The following is a 16,147-nucleotide window of genomic DNA, read 5'->3' on the forward strand; positions in this document are numbered from 1 at the left end:
CATCGCGTGCAAGCACGCTCCTACAGGGTGGGGGCGTGCTGGGGTGGGTCGGGTTTGTGTTGCGGGTCGCCGGAGCCTGTATTCACCGGTTCGACCGGACCTGGGGGCTGGCCGTGGCTGGGGTCGCCGGAGCCGGTGGTGGGTTCGTCGTAGGTATCGCGCGGTGGCATGGTGGCGCTCCCGGCAAGGCGGTCCGCTTAGCGAAGCACCGCGCGCGTCAACGCCGCGTTCACGCTTTCCGGGCCAGCGCCACGCAGAAGTCGACGAAGGCGCGCACCTTGGGTGGTGCGTGCCGCCGCGTCGGGTAGAACGCGTACAGTGGGAACATTTCCTCGGCGTAGTCGGGGAACAGTTCAACGAGACGGCCATCTTCCAGCGCATCGCGGACGCTCACTTCCAGTACCTGAGCCACGCCCGCCCCGGCGACGCACAGGCCGTACATGGTGGCCGAATCGGTCACCAGGATCGGGCCGGTAGTGTCGATGGTGGTGATCTTGCCGCGGCGGTGGAATTCCCACTCGAACGGGCGGCGGGTCACCGGGTCGCGGAACTGGATGCAGGCATGGCCCGCGAGGTCCTTCGGCGTGCGTGGCGCGCCGTGCGCGGCGAGGTACGAAGGCGCGGCCACCGTAAGCACCCGGGTGTCGAGCAGCTTGCGCGCCACCAGCGAGGACGATTCGGGCACGCCGAAGCGCACGGCGACGTCGATGCCCTCGGTGATCAGGTCACCCAGCTCATCGCGAGTGACGATCTCGATCTCCAGCTGCGGATGCGCGGCCAGGAAACCGGCGAGCTTCGGCGCCACCACCAGTCGCGAGAACATCGGATCGAGGCTGACCCGCATACGGCCACGCACGGCCTGGGCATCGCCGGAGGCGGATAGCGCGGCGTCTTCAATGCCCGATAGCAGCGGCCCGACCTGAGCCACCAGGCGCTCGCCCTCGTCGGTGAGGTGCACCGAGCGCGTGGTCCGCTGCAGCAGCCGCACGCCCAATCGCGTTTCGAGCCGGCCGATGGCGCGGCTTACACCCGAAGGCGAGAGGCCCAGGGCGTCGGCGGCGCGGGCGAAGTTGCCCGTCTCCACCACGGAAACGAGGACGCTCAGGTTGCCTAGTAGGCGGCCATCGGTGGGCATACGCGGAGACTCATGATCGTTGGTCACGAACCTTCCGTCAGTCACGACCGCGGGTCAATACCCGCGCCAACCTCAGAACCAGAGCCGGACACCCGCGACCCAGCGCCGGTCGGTGACGCGCCGCCCCTGCTCGCTCGCCAGATCAGCCGTACCACCGGTGAGATGCTCCCAGGCCACGCCAACGTAGGGCGCGAATGCGCGGGCGAACTCGTAACGCAGGCGCAGTCCACCTTCGACCGAGGCGATGCCCGAACGCAGCGCGCGCTGCGGGTCCGCCTTGCCGTACGCATTTACTTCGAGCTCAGGCTGCAGGATCAACCGCTGGGTGAAGCGCAACTCGTATTCCGCGCGGACACGGCCCGCGGTACGGCCGCCCTGCCCCACATAAGCCGTGGCTTCCAGCTCGAACCAGTAAGGTGCGAGACCTTGCACACCGAAGGCCGCCCACTGGCGCTTCGGGCCTTCGCCAAAATCACTGCGCACACCGAGCTGCGTATCCCAGAACGTGGCGATCGCGTGGCTCCACAACGCCTCCACATCGCCATCCTGCGGGCGCCGGCCTTCGCGTTCGCCTTCGGTGCGTAGCCAAAGCTTGTTGGTGTCGTTGCCATACCAACCCTCGGCTTCCCACGACTGGCCGTGGCCGCCCTGCCCCGCGAAGGCTTCGAGCTTGTCGATAAGCAGCATCGAAGACGCGGCCGTGTCGTCCATGTCGTGCATGGCCATGCCATGCATCGCGGCGGGCATGATGCCGTCGGAATAGTCAGGATTTCTCGCATCGGCGGGCGCTTTCCCGCCCTGCATCGGGCCCATCTTCATCGCGCCCATGCCATCCATGCCGCTCATGTCATGGCCCGCGTGGACGTCTTGTGCCGGTGCGGTGGCCGGTGGCGACGCGGCTTGCGCAGGTTGCGCAGCCGCTTGGCCGTGCATAGCCGAATGATCCATCGCGCCATGGTCCATGCCCTGCATCTGCGACATGTCCTGTGCCGCCGCGCCAAGTGGCCACAACATCAAAGCCAGATACACGCGCTTCATGACACCACCACTTCGCGGAACATGCCCGCTTCCATGTGGTACAGCATGTGGCAGTGAAACGCCCAGCGTCCCAGGTTATCGGCGGTGACCGCGTAGCTCACCTGCTGCGCCGGCTGCACGTTCACCGTGTGCTTGCGCACCTGGAAACCGCCGTGCGGCTGCTCCAGCTCGCTCCACATGCCGTGCAGGTGGATCGGGTGGTTCATCATCGTGTCGTTGACGAGGGTCACGCGCAGGCGCTCGCCCGAACGGAAATGGATCGGCTTCGCTTCGGAATACTTCTGGCCATCGAAGCCCCATGCAAAGCGCTCCATGTTCCCCGTGAGGTGGAGCTCGATCGTTCGCGATGGCTCGCGCGTATCGAGCGAACCGCCCACGGTATGCAGATCCGCATAGGTCAGCACGCGATGCGTACGATCGCGCAGGCCCACACCCGGATCATCGAGGTTGGTGCGCGGCATATCGACGTGCATGTCGGTATTCGGGCCGTACTCGGTGCTGGCGTGGTGTGCCATCACCATGTCGCCATCACTGGAATCACCCGCCATCGAACCCATCATGTCGCGCATCGCAAGGCGCGGGCGCGGATCGAGCGCGGGTACGTCCGCCTGCATGCCGGCACGCGGCGCTAGCGTGGCGCGCGCATAGCCCGAACGGTCGATCGATTGGGCGAACACGGTGTACGCACGATCGTCGGTGGGCGTGACGATCACATCGTACGTCTCGGCCGCCGACAGCCTCAGCTCGTCCACATCCACCGGCACGACGTCCTGACCATCGGCCGCCACGACCTGCATGCGCAGGCCCGGAATGCGCAGGTCGAAGATGGAGTTCGACGAACCATTGATCAAACGCAGCCGCACGCGCTCGCCCGGCTTGAATTCGCCGGTCCAGTTGCCCGCGGGCGCCCTGCCGTTCACCAGGTACGTGTACGTGGCGCCGGAGACATCGGCCAGGTCCGTGGGGTTCATGCGCATCTGGTTCCACATCCGGCGCATGGCGACCGCATCGTGGAAACCCTTCTCCCGCGCATCGCGGAGAAAGCCGGCCAGCGTCGGCTGGCCGTAGTTGTAGATATCCGACCGCGTGCGCAGCTTCGCGTAGACCCGCTCGGGATCCTCATCGCTCCAGTCGCTGATCAGGATGACGTGCTCGCGATCCGCCGGATAGCGTTCCCCGCTCGCGGGCTCGATCACGATGGCACCGTAGAGCCCGCTCTGCTCCTGGAAGCGGCTGTGCGCGTGGTACCAGTACGTGCCCGCCTGCTTCGCGGGGAAGCGGTAGGTGAAGGCCGTACGCGCGGGGATGCCATCGAAGCTCAGGCCCGGCACGCCGTCCTGGTTCGCCGGCACGATCAGGCCGTGCCAGTGAATCGATGTCACCGTATCCAGCTGGTTCGTGATGGCGATGCGCACGTCGTCACCCTCGCGCCAGCGCAGCGTCGGCCCCGGCACGCCACCGTTCACGGTGACTGCCGTGCGGGCCTTACCGGTGAAGTCCACCGCGGCCTCGCGCACGGCCAGCTGGAACGCCGGGCCCTGCAGCGCGGCCATAGCGGGCATCGACGCATCAGCCTGCCCGGCACGCACCACGCCCGCCGCCAGGCCCACGCCTGCTACCGCCAGCCCCTGGACGAAGCGGCGGCGGGAGGGGTCGAACGGGGCAAGGGGGCGGCCGTGCATGGCGAGCGAGGATCCGGTAAACGCGGTGGGAGGCCGAGCGTAACGATGCCCGCGGTACCGCGACAACTCTGGAGCAGGCTCCTTGCGGCTGCACGGCCTGTTCACCGGCGCGGCTTAATGATCGAAGGCCATGAAGCCCAGGGTTTCCCGGACCAGGCAAGCCTCCAACCGGTCGCTCGCCGACGCGGCGGCCGCACTCGCGGGAGCGAAAAAGGGCAAGCCCGATCCAGCGTTCTTCGCACCACAGCTTGCACGCCTGCGCGAGACGCCACCGCAGGGCGATCGCTGGCTGCACGAGGTGAAGTGGGATGGTTACCGCATCCTGGCAGGCATCGCGAAGGGCGAGGTCCGACTCTGGTCGCGCAACGCCCTGCCCTGGAACGATCGCATCCCGGACATCGTGCGAGCCATCGAGGCCTTGGGTCTCGACAGCGCACGACTGGATGGCGAACTGATCGCGCTCGATGCGCACGGCCGCAGCGATTTCAATGCACTGCAGAAAACATTGGCCGGCGAAGCAGACGCGCCGCTCGCTTACATGCTTTTCGACATGCCTTTCCTGCAGGGCTACGACCTCTCGCGCATGGCGTTGGTCGAACGCAAGGGACTCCTCGAGCGCTTGCTTAAAGGCGTGAAGACGCCGCTCCACTTCAGCGCCCACAGCGTCGGCGACGGTGATGACGCCTTCGCGGCCGCCATGCGTCAACAGCTGGAAGGCATCGTGTCCAAGCGCATCGACGGTGCGTATCACAGCGGCCGCAACGATGACTGGTTGAAGATCAAGCGACTCGAGTCCGATGAGTTCGCGGTGGTCGGTTATACGGCCGCGAAAGGCACGCGCCTGTCGTTCGGCTCGCTGCTTTTGGCGAGGCCGGGCACAAAAGGCCGATGGATCTATGTGGGCCGCGTGGGCACGGGTTTCACCGACGCCATGCTGCGCCAGCTCGGCAAATCGCTAGCCAGGGGTGGCCAGAAGAAGCCGCCCATCCCGCTCGACGGTATCGATCCCCTGCTCCACGGCGCGCTATGGGTCGAGCCTACCGTGGTCGCCGAGGTGTATTTTCGCGGCATCGGCAACCACCACCTGCTGCGGCAGCCGAGCCTGAAAGCGCTGCGCGCGGATAAATCCCCTGGTGACCTGCGCGATAGCGACCGTCCCCGCACTACCGCCGTACGCACCAAGACGAGGAAGACGCCCGTGGCTGCCGATGCGATCACCATCACCCACCCCGAGCGGGTCGTGTACCCGGACGATGGCATCACCAAACAAGAGGTCGCGGACTACTACAAGGCGGTGATGCCGTGGATCCTGCCACCGATCGCCGACCGGCCCATGCCCATGCTGCGCTGTCCTGGGGGCATCGGTGAGCCGTGCTTCTTCCAGAAGCACATGATCAACGGGCTGCACCATGTCGGTTCGGCAAAATTGAAGGAGGAAAGCGGCGCGCAGGCCGTCTACCTCTACCCGAAGGATGCCGATGGATTGTTGGAACTGGTGCAATTCGGCGCGATCGAATTCCACCCGTGGGGTTCGCACGTCAAGACGCCGGATGCCGCCGACCGGGTGATTTTCGACCTGGATCCGGGCGACGGCGTCGCCTGGGCTCGCGTGGTGGCGGGGGCCCGGATGATTAGGGATTTTCTCAAGCAGATAGGCCTAACCTCCTTCGTGCGTACGACGGGCGGCAAGGGGCTCCATGTCGTGGTGCCACTCGCACCCGCTGCCGACTGGGATACCGTGCGCACCTTTGCACGCGGGTTCGCGGAGGCCATGGCTGAGGCACACTCTGCCGAATTTGTCGCCACAGCGGCAAAGAAGGTGCGCAGCGGCAAGATTTACCTCGACTACCTGCGCAACGGCCGGGGCGCGACCGCCGTGGCGTCGTATTCGCTGCGGGCTCGCGCTGGCGCGCCGGTGGCTGTACCACTGCGCTGGGAAGACCTCGGCAAGCTCACCTCCGGCGCGGACTTCACCATCCATAGCGTGCCCAAGCGTCTGGCACGCTTGAAAAAGGACCCCTGGGAGGGGATCGACTCGCTGCGCCAGGGCCTGGATGACGTGATGTCGCAGCTGGGCCTGTAGACTTGGCGAATTCCACCCTGGCCTGACGCCCCATGTTCGCCTCGCTACCCATCTTCCTGCGCGTACCGCTCGCCTGCCTGCTCCTGCTGGTCAACACGGTACTGCACGTGCTGCCGCTGTTCCTGCTGACGCTGGTCCGCCTGGTACTGCCGGTGCGCGCCCTGCGCCAGGCCTGTGGCGCCGCGCTGGTCGGTATCGCGGAGAGCTGGCTCAGCGTAAACAGCTGGCTGTGGGGCGCATTCACGCGTACGCGCTGGACGATCGAAGGCGTGGATGGCCTGGCGCCGCGCGATAACTACCTTGTGGTCTGTAACCACCAGAGCTGGATCGATATTCCTGCCCTGCAAAAGGTTTTCAACCGCCGTATCCCGTTCATGCGCTTCTTCCTGAAGAGCCAGCTGATCTGGGTGCCGTTGCTTGGCCCGGCTTGGTGGGCGCTGGATTTCCCCTTCATGAAGCGCCATTCGCGCGAAGAGCTCGAGCGCCATCCGGAACTCAAGTCGCGCGACCGCGATGCCACGCGCCGCGCCTGCGAGAAGTTCCGCCATGTCCCCGTGGCCATCATGAACTTCACCGAAGGCACCCGCTTCACCCAGGCCAAGCACGACGCACAGAAATCGCCGTACCGGCACCTGCTCCGCCCGAAGGCCGGCGGCGTGGCATTTGTCGTCGATGCGATGGGTGATGCCATCCGCCACATGCTCGATGTGACCATCGTGTACCCCGATGGCGCTGGCAGCATGATGGACATGATTGCGGGGCGCATTCGCGAAGTGCGTATCCACGTGCGCAAGCTGCCCATCCTGGACAGCATGCGCGGCGATTACGAAAACGACACGGCGTTCCGCGAGCGTTTCCAGGCGTGGATCAACCAGCTATGGACGGAAAAGGACGAGCGCATCGCGCAGATGCTCACCAAGCCGGTCTGATCGGTTTTATTTCGTTTCGTCCTTGAGCTTTTGTTCGAGCTTGTCGCGACCGGATTGCGCGTAGGCGGCGCAGGTTTTGCCTTCGCCTTGTTCCGGGTGCGGCGTCACCAGGATGTCGCAGGGCAATGCCGCCACGCGGTCGAACGTCTTGCGGTATTCGGCGACGTAGGCGGGATGATCGCTGTAGCGATACGTATCCGACGAGAACGCGAACAGGCTGTCGGCGTAAGCGATGTGCTTGCAGGTGCTGCCTTCGCAGCTGTCCCACGTCCACGACGTACCGCCGGGCGTATGGCCCGGCGAGATGTGCGCCGTGAGTTTCAGCGGCCCCACCGTCACGACCGTTCCGTCGGTGATATCGCCCTTCACCGGGAATACGGGGTAGGCGTCTTTTGAACCGGCGACGTATTGCGGATCATCCGGATCCTGGCCACCCAGGCGCATGGCTTTCGCGCCTGCCGCCGTCGCGCGCACGGTAGCGCCGCTGTCCTTTGCCAGCTGGCCGATCGCACCCGCATGGTCATGATGCGCATGCGAGTTGAGGATCAGCTTGATATCGCGCACGCGGAAGCCGAGCTTGCGGATGTTGGCTTCGATCAACGTGGCGTTACCGGTCCACGTGCCATCAATGAGGATGTGGCCCTGTGGCGACGTGATCAGGATGGAAGAGAGACCCTTCGTGCCCACCTGGTAAGCATTGCCATAAATCACGTGCGGCGTAGCGGGTTCGCTCCATGCCGGCACGGGTGCCGTCGGTGAAGCAGCGAAAGCGGGCAGGGCGATAAGGCCGGTAAGCAAGGGCAGGGCGCGGCGCATTGGGATGTCCCCCGTGGATGGACGCGCAGCATAGCGGCGAGGCCCGGCCGTGCGCCGGGCCATGGTGTGGCGAAATACGGGCGCGCGATCAGCCCCGCGCAGCGGGGCGTCGCTTACGGGCGCGCCAGAACAGGAAACCCGTCACCAACAGGAAGCTTGGGAGCAAGCCGGTAAACGTAGCCACGATGCGCCACGCGAGGCCACCTACGGCCGCCGAGTGAATCGGGAACAACGAATCCGCGAGACGCCCGCCGGTGCCCAGCTTCGTGGCATCCACGCCGCCCAGCACCTTCGCATCATGCCCATCGATATACACCGAGCTACGCCCGGCGAGATTCCATTCGCCCGCATGGCGGACGCGCATCACGATCGTGCCAGAGTCCTTGCCGGGCAACATGAGACGCGTGAGCTCGGCATCCGGCGCCGCAGCGTGCGCGGCGGCCAGCACGGCGACCCAGTCGACCGGGCCATCCAGCGGTGCCGTCTTCGGCGGCTTCGCCGGCGCCTTCTCACCGAACGCCGCCGTCAAACCGTTACGTACCGCACCGCGATACGCCATGGTGGTACCCGTGCCGATCATCACGATCAGCAAGGGAAGGGCGACGACGCCGACCGCGCGGTGAAAGCTGGCCCAGCGCAGCAACGGCGGCTGCGTATGCGGCTTCAGGTGCTTCAGCGCGCGCTGACGGCCGGGCCAGTACAGCCACACACCCGAAAACAGCATGAAAAGGCCTGTGCACGCGACCACGCCCAACACCGTTTCACCGATCTCCCCGGAAAGCAGGTGCGTGTGCCAATCCATCAGCAGGAGCAAGCCGTCGCTCAGCTTATGCCGGGTCAGCAAAGGCTCACCCGTCGTCGCGTCAAAGTAGAAACGATCACCGCCACGTGCCTGCGCTTCCCACACCGGCATATCGTCATCGGGCAACGAAACACCGCGCAGGCCTTTCGCCTCCTTCGACGCCAGCACGATCGCAAGCGAGCGCCCCTGCGTCGCCAGGTCCGGCAGTGGCCGCGACGTCAGTTCCGGGTGCCCAGCCGCCACGAGCGGATCCTCCCATAGCAGCACGCTGCCGGAGAGGGTCACCAGCGCCAGCAGCAGGCCGAGGGACAGGCCCAGCCACAGGTGCAGGGTCTTCAGGGTGCTGCGAAAGCGGCGCGGGCGTGGGGTCATCAGAAATCTACCGAGGCCTGGACGAAGTAGGTGCGCGGCATGCCGACGTACAAGCCGTCGTTGTTATCCGTGCTGCGCGTGAAGTAACGGCGATCGAAGAGGTTCTTCACGCCCGCGCCGACGCGCAGGTTGGAGAACGAAGGACCAAAGGCGTACTCGGCGCGCGCGTTCCACGTCGTCCAGCCCGGGATGTTGCCAAGGTCGCCATCGGCCGACGGCTCGGTGACGTACACCGTGGGGTTGGCCGGGTCGAAGCTCGGCGAGCCGGGCGAGTGCTGGCGCGATTGCGAGAACGCATCGAGATTGAAGGTCCACGCCGCCACGTTGTAACGCAGGCCGAGGTTGGCCGTGCGGCGCGAATAGAACGGCAGGTCCTTGCCTTCGAACGAACCATGCTTGTAGAACGCATGCGTGTACGTGGCCGTACCCCACAGGGTTAGCCCGTCGAGCGCATCAGCGAACGAGCCGAAATCCAGGTGCGCCGAGGTTTCGATGCCCTTGTGCGTGGTGGCGCCCAGGCTGGTCCAGCCCTCGTAAGAGTCGGGCACGTTCGGCAGCTTGCCGACCAGCTGCAGCTCATGGTCGAAGTTGATGCGGAACAGGCTGACCTCACCACCCCACGCCTTGGTGTCGTAGCGGGTGCCGATTTCATACGTACGCGCCAATTCGGGCTCGAGGCCCTGGGCGAACTGGCCGGTCGAATCCTTCTGGCCGATCTGGAAATACTGCAGCGAACCGAACGAGGTCTCCGCGTTGGCGTACAGCTTCCACGCTTCGCTCAGGTGGTACATCACATTGAGCGACGGCAGCGGCTTCGAGTAGTTCTCGCGGCGCTCGGTCGGCCCCTTCACCACCACGGTCGCGCTCGGATGCGCCTGCCACTGGCTGCGGATGCGCTCGTAGCGCAGGCCCGGCGTGATCGTCCAGTCGCCCGCGTTGATCGTGTCGTCGATGTACAGGGCGTGCGCTTCGTTCCCGCCGGTGTTGTTACCGGACAGGACGTAAGGTCCGTTGTACGGATCGCCGGTGAACGGGGTGTACCAGAGGTTCGAGGTGTACTTGTTGTTGCGGAAGGTCTGCTCGTGCATCGCTTCGTTGGTGTAACGGTAGCCCACGCCGATCTCGTGCGTTACCTGGCCCCAGTCGAACAGCTGCGAATAGCGCGGCTCGATCGCGAACACGTGGTAGTTGCGCGGATAGGCGTTGAGCTGGTGCGTGTAGCTACCGTTCGGGTTCTCGGTGATCGTTTCGATGTGGCTGCCGCGGAAGCTGTCGGAGTAGTACGACTGCACTTCGAACGAGCGACGGTCTTCCACGTGGCTGTACTTCACCACGTAATCCGTGCGGCGGCCGTGGAAGTCATCGTAGGGACGGCGCGACTGGAACGGATCCGCATCGTAGTCAGCCTGGGTGAGACCACCCGGCATGCCTGCCTGGCCATCGTAGTGATGGATGCTGCCCGTGAGCGTGTCTTCGCTGCTGAACGCGTACTTCGCCTTGAGCATCACGTCGTCGATGCTCTCGTTGTCTTCATGCTCGCGGTACCCCGGCCCATGCAGGCCGTTGTAGAGCAGCGCGAGGCCCAGGCCGTTCTGCGTGGTGCCGCCGACGAACGCATTCGTGTTCGTGCGAATCCCGCCGTGCTCGCTGCCCTGGAACTGCACGCCCGCGCTGCCGCCGAAGGTCTCCGGGATATCGCGGGTGACGAAGTTGATGATGCCGCCCACGTTCTGCGGCCCGTAGCGCACGGAGCCGCCACCGCGCACGACGTCGACCGCCTGCAGGTTGCCGAGGCCCACCGGCGCCATCGAGACCTGCGGCTGGCCATACGGCGCCACGGCGAGCGGCACGCCATCGAGGAGAATCGTGGAGCGCGGCGAAAGGCGCGAGGTAAGACCGCGCACGCCGACGTTGAGCGACACATCGCTGCCGCCCGTGCCGTTGCTCTCCTGCACCTGCACACCGGGAATGCGGCGCAGCGCGTCGCGGAGATTGGTCGCACCGGCCTCGCGCAGCTCTTCGCGACGCACCACCGTGCGGGCACCCGGATGGTTCTGCACCACGTTCTGCTGGGCGTCGCCCAGCCAGTCACCGACGACCTTCACGCCTTCGAGGTTGGTGGGCGAGGGCGGCGGGGTCGGGTTGTCCTGGGCGAAGGCGGCGGGCGCGGCGAGGGCGCCGGCCAGCGCGAGGGCCAGGACGGTGGGGCGAGGGGACATCGGGAGCAGCCTTGGATCGTGCGAAAGGTGCTAATCGTAAATACGACTGATTATCAGATCAAATACATCATGCTTTCGGCGCCCGATCCGGCTGGATTTGATAGAAAGCAGCGAATACCGCCATAATCCGCGTATGCCCAAGCCGCTGGCCATCGTCATCGTCGCCCCACCAGGGGTCCAGATGCTGGACGTGTCCGGCCCCGCCGATGTGTTCGCCGAGGCCAACCGGCAAACCGGGCGCGAGGCCTACAAGGTGCTCACGGTCGGCACCGCGCCGCTGGCGGTCGCCTCCTCCTCCGGCATGCGCTTTCTCCCCGACCGCAGCACCCAGGACGAGATCCCGGCCCTCGATACCCTGCTCGTCGCAGGCTCGCCCGACCTGGCCAGCGCCGCCACCGACCTGCACACGCTGGACTGGCTGGCCCGCCACGCCGGCCGCGCACGGCGGTATGGCTCGATTTGCAGCGGCGCCCTGCTGTTCGCTCAGACGGGCCTGCTCGATGGGCGCCGGGCCACCACCCACTGGAAGGTGGCCGATGTGCTCGCTAGCCGCCATCCCACGCTCACCGTCGAGGCCGACGCGTTCGTCGTGCGCGATGGCCCTGTCTGCACCGCGGCGGGGGTCACGGCGGGGATGGACCTTGCGATCGCGCTCGTCGAGGAAGACCTGGGCCGCGACGTCGCCATGGCCGTGGCCGCGGAGCTGGTGGTGTTCTACCGCCGCCCCGGCGGGCAGATGCAGTTCAGCCGGCACGGTGAGGCGGCCCCCGCGGGACGGGGCGCGCTACAGGAACTGCAGCGCTACGTAGCGGCGCATCCGGGCGAGGACCACTCGGTGGGAAGCATGGCATCGCGTGCCGGCATGAGCGCTCGGCACTTCGCCCGCGTGTTCCATCGCGAGGTCGGCATGACGCCCGCCGAGTTCGTTGAAAACATGCGCGTCGAGGCCGCGCGGCGCTGGCTGGAAGAAGGGCATGACACGCCGAAACGCGTGGCGGCCAGGCTCGGCTATGCCGATGCGAATGGCCTGCGCCGGGCCTTCATGCGCAAGCTGGGTGTCACGCCCGCCGATTACCGCAAGCGGTACGCGCACGCCCGCACCTGATCAGAGTTCGATGATGCCGCGGCGGAGCGCGATGGCGACCGCGTGCGTGCGGTCGTTGGCCTGGAGCTTGGCCAGGATGCTTTTCATATGCGCCTTCACGGTTTCCTCGGCAATACCGAGGTGCGCCGCGACATCACGATTGGCCGAGCCCGTGGCCACGTGCGTGAGCACCTGGGTTTCGCGCGGGGTCAGCTCATCGTCGTTCGCATGGCCAGCCATGTCGTGCGCGATCTCGTCAGGAATACGCCGCTTGCCATCCATCATCTGGGTGATCGTGCTGAGCATGTCCTTGCGCAGTTCGCTCTTCAGCAGGTAGCCCTGCGCGCCAGCACGGAACGCACGCAACGCCTGCACATCGCCGCGGTACGTGGTGAGCACAAGGATCCGGGCATCGGGAAATTCGGCGCGGATGGCTTCGATCGCCGCGATACCACCCATGCCGGGCATCTGCAGATCCATCAGCGTGAGATCGGGCTGTAATACCCGGTAGCGCTCAATCGCTTCCTCGCCCGTGCTGGCCTCGGCCACGAGCTCCAGGCCAGGCTGGCCTTCGAGCACGGCGGCGATCCCTTCGCGCAGTAAGGGGTGGTCGTCGACGGTCATGATGCGGATGGTGGGCATGGTGCGAAGATGGCAAGGTTCCGGAGCGGAAGTATGGCCGATCCGTCCTGACGCGGCATGCAACGACATGCCCTCCACCGACGGCCTGCGAACATGGAGTGACCATGGTCAAGAAATCCAGCACCCACGGCATCCTCCGCACCGGCATGGGCGGCTGGAACTTCGCCCCCTGGCGCGGCGTCTTCTATCCGGAGGGCCTGACCCAGAAGCGCGAACTCGAGTACGCCAGCCAGCACGTGACCAGCATCGAAATCAACGGCACGTATTACCGCGCGCCCTCGCCGGAGGTGTACCGCCAATGGGCGGCGACCGTGCCGGATGGCTTCCTGTTCTCGGTGAAAGCACCGCGTTACATCGTGCAGACAAAAGCCCTGGCGACGACCGGCGAGCGGGTAGGGCGTTTCCTCGAGGGCGCCGTGGAGCTCGGTGACCGGCTGGGCCCCGTGCTCTGGCAATTCCTGCCCACACGGTCATTCGACCCCGACGACATCGCCGGCTTCCTCGACCTGCTCCCTACGAACGTGGGTGGCGTGGCCCTGCGCCACGCGGTGGAAGTGCGCCACGAGAGCTTCCTTGATCCACGCTGGGTCGAACTGGCGCGCGAGCGTGGCGTCGCCACGGTCTATACCGATTCACCGGACTACCCCAACCTGGCCGACCTCACCGGCCCCTTCGTGTACGCGCGGCTGATGCGTAGCGAGGCCGACCGTCCTACCGGCTATACCGCCAGGGCACTCGGCGAATGGGCAAAGCGCGCGACGGCGTGGACGGATGGTGGCGATCCCACGGACCTGCCCCACGTGGCCGCGCCGCAGGCGAAGAAAACCCCAAAAGACGCGTTCGTCTACTTCATCTCAGCCGCAAAGGAACGCAACCCCGCGGCGGCGATGGCGCTCGCGACGGCCGCCGGCATCGCATAATCCACCCTACGATCTACCCCACGGAATCCCCATGGACCGACTTATCCAGAACAGCCTCATCGATCTCTTCGCCGCAAACGACGTCGGCCTCGTGCCCGATGAAGACTGGCTGCTCACCCAGGACGATGATGGCTCCGACGATGGCGATTACCCCGCCATTCGCGGCATCTGGCACGAAGGCAAGGATGGCGGCATGGGCCGCCTCGACCTGGATATCGTGCTCGACGAAGAGCGCACCATCGAAGAGAGCTTCGGCGGCATCGGCGGCGGCAAGGCCGGCGTGCGCGATGCGCTCGATAGCTTCGCGCGCAACGATTTCCACGTGGTGCTGGCGGCCTGCTGGCACGTGGTGAACCCGAAGAAGCTGGCCGTGCGCGAACTGACCGTCGGCACGCACCGCTTCACCGTTTACATCGGCGATTTCACCCTGCGTGGTGAAGACGACGCGCCGATGGAGATCCCGGAAGACGGCCTCTCCGCGCTGGAAGCCGCCATCTCGACGGCGCCGCTCACGGAGGATATCCACTGGATCCGCGTGTTTTACGGCAACGTGGGCGATGGCAAGACCCAGGTGGAAGTGTTGCTCGATAACGAGCCCTGGGCCGCCGGCCACAAGGCGATCGCCTCGGTCGACTGGCCGCAGCACGAGCGCTATTACAGCCTGCGTAACTTCATTGCGCTCGTGCCGGCGGATTGATGACGCCGATCAGGCAATGGCGCCGCCGCCATCGACCAGGATGGTCGAGCCCGTCGTAAACGGCGTGGCCGCCGCGTAGAGCACCGCATTGGCGATGTCTTCGGCTTCGCCAATGCGCTTCGCGGGCACTTTCTCGGCGACCGCCTTGAACAGTGCCTCGCGCTTCTCACCCTCCATGCCATCCCACAACGGGGTACGGATCATGCCCGGGGATACGGCGTTCACACGCACCGGCGAAAACTCCAGCGCCAGCCCGCGGACGAGGCTTTCCAGTGCAGCGTTGATCGCACCCTGCAGGACGGACGTGCCGCTGGGGCGCACCGAAAGGAACCCGCTGATGAGCGTGAGTGAGCCACCGTCGGCGATATTGGCCGCGCGAGCGACGCGGTAAGCACCCCAGAACTTGCTCTCCATGGCCTTGCGGGCGTCGTCGAGCGCGAGCTGGCGCACAGGGCCCGAGGGCGTCTGCGCGGCCGACACCACCACATGGTTCCAGCGGCGCGTCCCCAGCAGGGCTTCCACCGCGTCGTTATCGGCAGTATCCAGTTCGGCCCACTCGGTGCCGTGGCCGATCTGCGCGGCGGCGGCCGCCAGCTTGTCGGCCGAACGGGAGGCGATGGTGACGCGGGCGCCGGCATGGGCGAACGCCGTGGCGGTGGCCAGGCCGATGCCCGAGCTACCGCCAACGACAAGTACGGTCTGGTCAGTGAAGGAGAACATGGGGGAAACCTCGACAAGCATGGGAAGGACGGGATTCACTATGATCCTTGCCCAGCCGCTGACAAAGATGCCCCTGGCGGAATCACTCTTTCCGGAAAGCGAAGAATGATCGACAACCTGCTTGAGCTCACCGTCTTCGCCCGGATCGTCGCCGCCGGCAGCCTCAGCGCCGCCGCGCGCGACCTGGACCTTTCACTGGCGGTGGTCAGCAAGCGCCTCACCGCGCTGGAGACCCGGCTGGGCGTGCGGTTGCTCCAGCGCACCACGCGCCGGCAATCGCTAACCGATGAAGGCCACGCCTTCCATGAGCGCTGTGTCCGCATCCTGGCTGAAGTGCAGGAAGCCGAGGCGGCGGTATCCCGGACGCGCGATGTGGTGATGGGCTTGCTGCGGGTCACCGCGCCGCGAGGCTTCGGCCGATCGCACATCGCGCCCTTGCTCGTTGCGTTCCGCGACCGCCACCCGGAGCTCACCGTGCAATTGCACCTGACCGATGCGGTGGTGAATATCGTCGACGAAGGCTACGACCTGGCCATCCGCTTTGGCACGCTTGCCGATTCATCGCTGATCGCGCGGCGCATCGCGCCGAGTTTTCGCGTGCTGTGCGCCGCGCCGTCGTACCTCGCACGGCGTGGCCAGCCCGTGCAGCCCTCGGACCTGGCGAAACACGATTGCGTGGTCTTCGGCGAACACCCCTCGCGTGACTGGCATTTCCAGCGCGAGGGTGATGGCGTGTCGGTCCGCGTCGATCCGGCTTACATCACCAACGATGGTGAGACCGCGCAAAGCCTCGCGCTTGCGGGTGCCGGCATCGTGCAGAAATCCATCTGGGACGTGGGTGATGATCTCGGCACCGGGCGGCTGGTGCGCGTGTTGCCAGGCTTCACGATTCCCGCGGCACCACTGCATGCGGTCTATGCGAACGCGCAGCACCTCGCACCGAAGGTCCGGCACTTCGTGGACTTCTGCGTAGAAGAACTAGGCAAGCAATGGCGCTGGTAGCCTCAA

15 protein-coding genes are annotated in these 16,147 nt (G+C 66.0%); 6 read left to right on the forward strand and 9 right to left on the reverse strand.

Annotated features, from left to right (window positions below; all coding sequences use genetic code 11):
- Positions 1 to 20: 20 nt before the first annotated feature.
- The 4 genes from L2Y96_RS22125 to L2Y96_RS22140 are packed head-to-tail and all read right to left on the reverse strand — an operon-like array spanning position 21 to position 3,855.
- Positions 21 to 170: a hypothetical protein gene (locus tag L2Y96_RS22125; protein WP_247330587.1), complete on the reverse strand. Its 150-nt coding sequence runs from the start codon at positions 168 to 170 to the stop codon at positions 21 to 23.
- Positions 171 to 229: 59 nt separating this feature from the next.
- Positions 230 to 1,162 (reverse strand): LysR family transcriptional regulator, encoded by a 933-nt coding sequence (locus L2Y96_RS22130; RefSeq protein ID WP_247330589.1) that lies wholly within the window; start codon positions 1,160 to 1,162, stop codon positions 230 to 232.
- A gap of 45 nt (positions 1,163 to 1,207) precedes the next feature.
- A complete protein-coding gene (locus L2Y96_RS22135) occupies positions 1,208 to 2,173 on the reverse strand; it encodes a copper resistance protein B (RefSeq protein ID WP_247330590.1) in 966 nt (321 codons plus the stop codon).
- On the reverse strand, positions 2,170 to 3,855 hold the full coding sequence (locus L2Y96_RS22140) for a copper resistance system multicopper oxidase (RefSeq protein ID WP_247330592.1): 1,686 nt from the start codon (positions 3,853 to 3,855) through the stop codon (positions 2,170 to 2,172). The genes L2Y96_RS22135 and L2Y96_RS22140 overlap by 4 nt, the downstream gene beginning before the upstream one ends.
- Before the next feature lie 130 nt (positions 3,856 to 3,985).
- Here L2Y96_RS22140 and ligD point away from each other — a divergent pair, with 130 nt between their 5' ends.
- A complete protein-coding gene (gene ligD / locus L2Y96_RS22145; protein ID WP_247330594.1) occupies positions 3,986 to 5,938 on the forward strand; it encodes a DNA ligase D in 1,953 nt (650 codons plus the stop codon).
- 32 nt (positions 5,939 to 5,970) lie between these two features.
- Entirely contained in the window at positions 5,971 to 6,867 is an 897-nt protein-coding gene (locus tag L2Y96_RS22150) for an acyltransferase (RefSeq protein WP_247330596.1), read from the forward strand.
- Between the two features lie 6 nt (positions 6,868 to 6,873).
- Here the strand turns inward: L2Y96_RS22150 and bla are convergent, their stop codons facing one another.
- From bla to L2Y96_RS22165, 3 genes are all read right to left on the reverse strand, one after another.
- Positions 6,874 to 7,683 carry a subclass B3 metallo-beta-lactamase gene (gene bla, locus L2Y96_RS22155; protein ID WP_247330598.1) on the reverse strand — a complete coding sequence of 270 codons (810 nt, stop codon included), beginning with the start codon at positions 7,681 to 7,683 and terminating at the stop codon, positions 6,874 to 6,876.
- Positions 7,684 to 7,771: 88 nt separating this feature from the next.
- Entirely contained in the window at positions 7,772 to 8,857 is a 1,086-nt protein-coding gene (locus L2Y96_RS22160) for a PepSY-associated TM helix domain-containing protein (protein ID WP_247330599.1), read from the reverse strand.
- Positions 8,857 to 11,076 carry a TonB-dependent receptor family protein gene (locus tag L2Y96_RS22165; protein WP_247330601.1) on the reverse strand — a complete coding sequence of 740 codons (2,220 nt, stop codon included), beginning with the start codon at positions 11,074 to 11,076 and terminating at the stop codon, positions 8,857 to 8,859. Before L2Y96_RS22165 ends, L2Y96_RS22160 begins: the two co-directional genes overlap by 1 nt.
- Positions 11,077 to 11,209: 133 nt before the next feature.
- On the opposite strand from L2Y96_RS22165, the gene L2Y96_RS22170 reads away from it, so the two are divergent.
- The gene (locus tag L2Y96_RS22170; RefSeq protein WP_247330603.1) at positions 11,210 to 12,181 is read left to right on the forward strand and encodes a GlxA family transcriptional regulator; all 972 of its coding nucleotides are present in this window, start codon (positions 11,210 to 11,212) and stop codon (positions 12,179 to 12,181) included.
- On the opposite strand, the gene L2Y96_RS22175 is transcribed toward L2Y96_RS22170, so the two are convergent.
- Positions 12,182 to 12,802 carry a response regulator gene (locus L2Y96_RS22175; protein ID WP_247330605.1) on the reverse strand — a complete coding sequence of 207 codons (621 nt, stop codon included), beginning with the start codon at positions 12,800 to 12,802 and terminating at the stop codon, positions 12,182 to 12,184.
- A 104-nt stretch (positions 12,803 to 12,906) separates the two neighbouring features.
- On the opposite strand from L2Y96_RS22175, the gene L2Y96_RS22180 reads away from it, so the two are divergent.
- Together L2Y96_RS22180 and L2Y96_RS22185 are read left to right on the forward strand one after the other, a co-directional pair.
- On the forward strand, positions 12,907 to 13,722 hold the full coding sequence (locus tag L2Y96_RS22180; protein ID WP_247330607.1) for a DUF72 domain-containing protein: 816 nt from the start codon (positions 12,907 to 12,909) through the stop codon (positions 13,720 to 13,722).
- 31 nt (positions 13,723 to 13,753) lie between these two features.
- Positions 13,754 to 14,419, forward strand: coding sequence for a DUF6348 family protein (locus L2Y96_RS22185; RefSeq protein WP_247330609.1), 666 nt, complete (start codon positions 13,754 to 13,756; stop codon positions 14,417 to 14,419).
- A 9-nt stretch (positions 14,420 to 14,428) separates the two neighbouring features.
- On the opposite strand, the gene L2Y96_RS22190 is transcribed toward L2Y96_RS22185, so the two are convergent.
- Positions 14,429 to 15,139, reverse strand: coding sequence for an SDR family oxidoreductase (locus tag L2Y96_RS22190; RefSeq protein ID WP_247330611.1), 711 nt, complete (start codon positions 15,137 to 15,139; stop codon positions 14,429 to 14,431).
- Positions 15,140 to 15,244: 105 nt separating this feature from the next.
- Between L2Y96_RS22190 and L2Y96_RS22195 the strand changes: the two genes are divergently transcribed.
- Positions 15,245 to 16,141 carry a LysR family transcriptional regulator gene (locus L2Y96_RS22195; protein WP_247330613.1) on the forward strand — a complete coding sequence of 299 codons (897 nt, stop codon included), beginning with the start codon at positions 15,245 to 15,247 and terminating at the stop codon, positions 16,139 to 16,141.
- Positions 16,142 to 16,147 lie beyond the last annotated feature (6 nt).

Source organism: Luteibacter aegosomaticola (assembly GCF_023078475.1).
In the GTDB taxonomy this organism is placed as follows: domain Bacteria; phylum Pseudomonadota; class Gammaproteobacteria; order Xanthomonadales; family Rhodanobacteraceae; genus Luteibacter; species Luteibacter aegosomaticola.

Excerpts from the sequence above, each read along its gene's own strand:
- L2Y96_RS22195 (WP_247330613.1), top strand. The coding sequence starts at position 15,245 with ATGATCGACAACCTGCTTGAGCTCACCGTCTTCGCCCGGATCGTCGCC.
- L2Y96_RS22175 (WP_247330605.1), bottom strand. The coding sequence starts at position 12,802 with ATGCCCACCATCCGCATCATGACCGTCGACGACCACCCCTTACTGCGC.
- L2Y96_RS22180 (WP_247330607.1), top strand. The coding sequence starts at position 12,907 with ATGGTCAAGAAATCCAGCACCCACGGCATCCTCCGCACCGGCATGGGC.
- ligD (WP_247330594.1), top strand. The coding sequence starts at position 3,986 with ATGAAGCCCAGGGTTTCCCGGACCAGGCAAGCCTCCAACCGGTCGCTC.
- L2Y96_RS22165 (WP_247330601.1), bottom strand. The coding sequence starts at position 11,076 with ATGTCCCCTCGCCCCACCGTCCTGGCCCTCGCGCTGGCCGGCGCCCTC.
- L2Y96_RS22160 (WP_247330599.1), bottom strand. The coding sequence starts at position 8,857 with ATGACCCCACGCCCGCGCCGCTTTCGCAGCACCCTGAAGACCCTGCAC.
- L2Y96_RS22125 (WP_247330587.1), bottom strand. The coding sequence starts at position 170 with ATGCCACCGCGCGATACCTACGACGAACCCACCACCGGCTCCGGCGAC.
- L2Y96_RS22190 (WP_247330611.1), bottom strand. The coding sequence starts at position 15,139 with ATGTTCTCCTTCACTGACCAGACCGTACTTGTCGTTGGCGGTAGCTCG.
- bla (WP_247330598.1), bottom strand. The coding sequence starts at position 7,683 with ATGCGCCGCGCCCTGCCCTTGCTTACCGGCCTTATCGCCCTGCCCGCT.
- L2Y96_RS22150 (WP_247330596.1), top strand. The coding sequence starts at position 5,971 with ATGTTCGCCTCGCTACCCATCTTCCTGCGCGTACCGCTCGCCTGCCTG.
- L2Y96_RS22140 (WP_247330592.1), bottom strand. The coding sequence starts at position 3,855 with ATGCACGGCCGCCCCCTTGCCCCGTTCGACCCCTCCCGCCGCCGCTTC.
- L2Y96_RS22185 (WP_247330609.1), top strand. The coding sequence starts at position 13,754 with ATGGACCGACTTATCCAGAACAGCCTCATCGATCTCTTCGCCGCAAAC.
- L2Y96_RS22135 (WP_247330590.1), bottom strand. The coding sequence starts at position 2,173 with ATGAAGCGCGTGTATCTGGCTTTGATGTTGTGGCCACTTGGCGCGGCG.
- L2Y96_RS22170 (WP_247330603.1), top strand. The coding sequence starts at position 11,210 with ATGCCCAAGCCGCTGGCCATCGTCATCGTCGCCCCACCAGGGGTCCAG.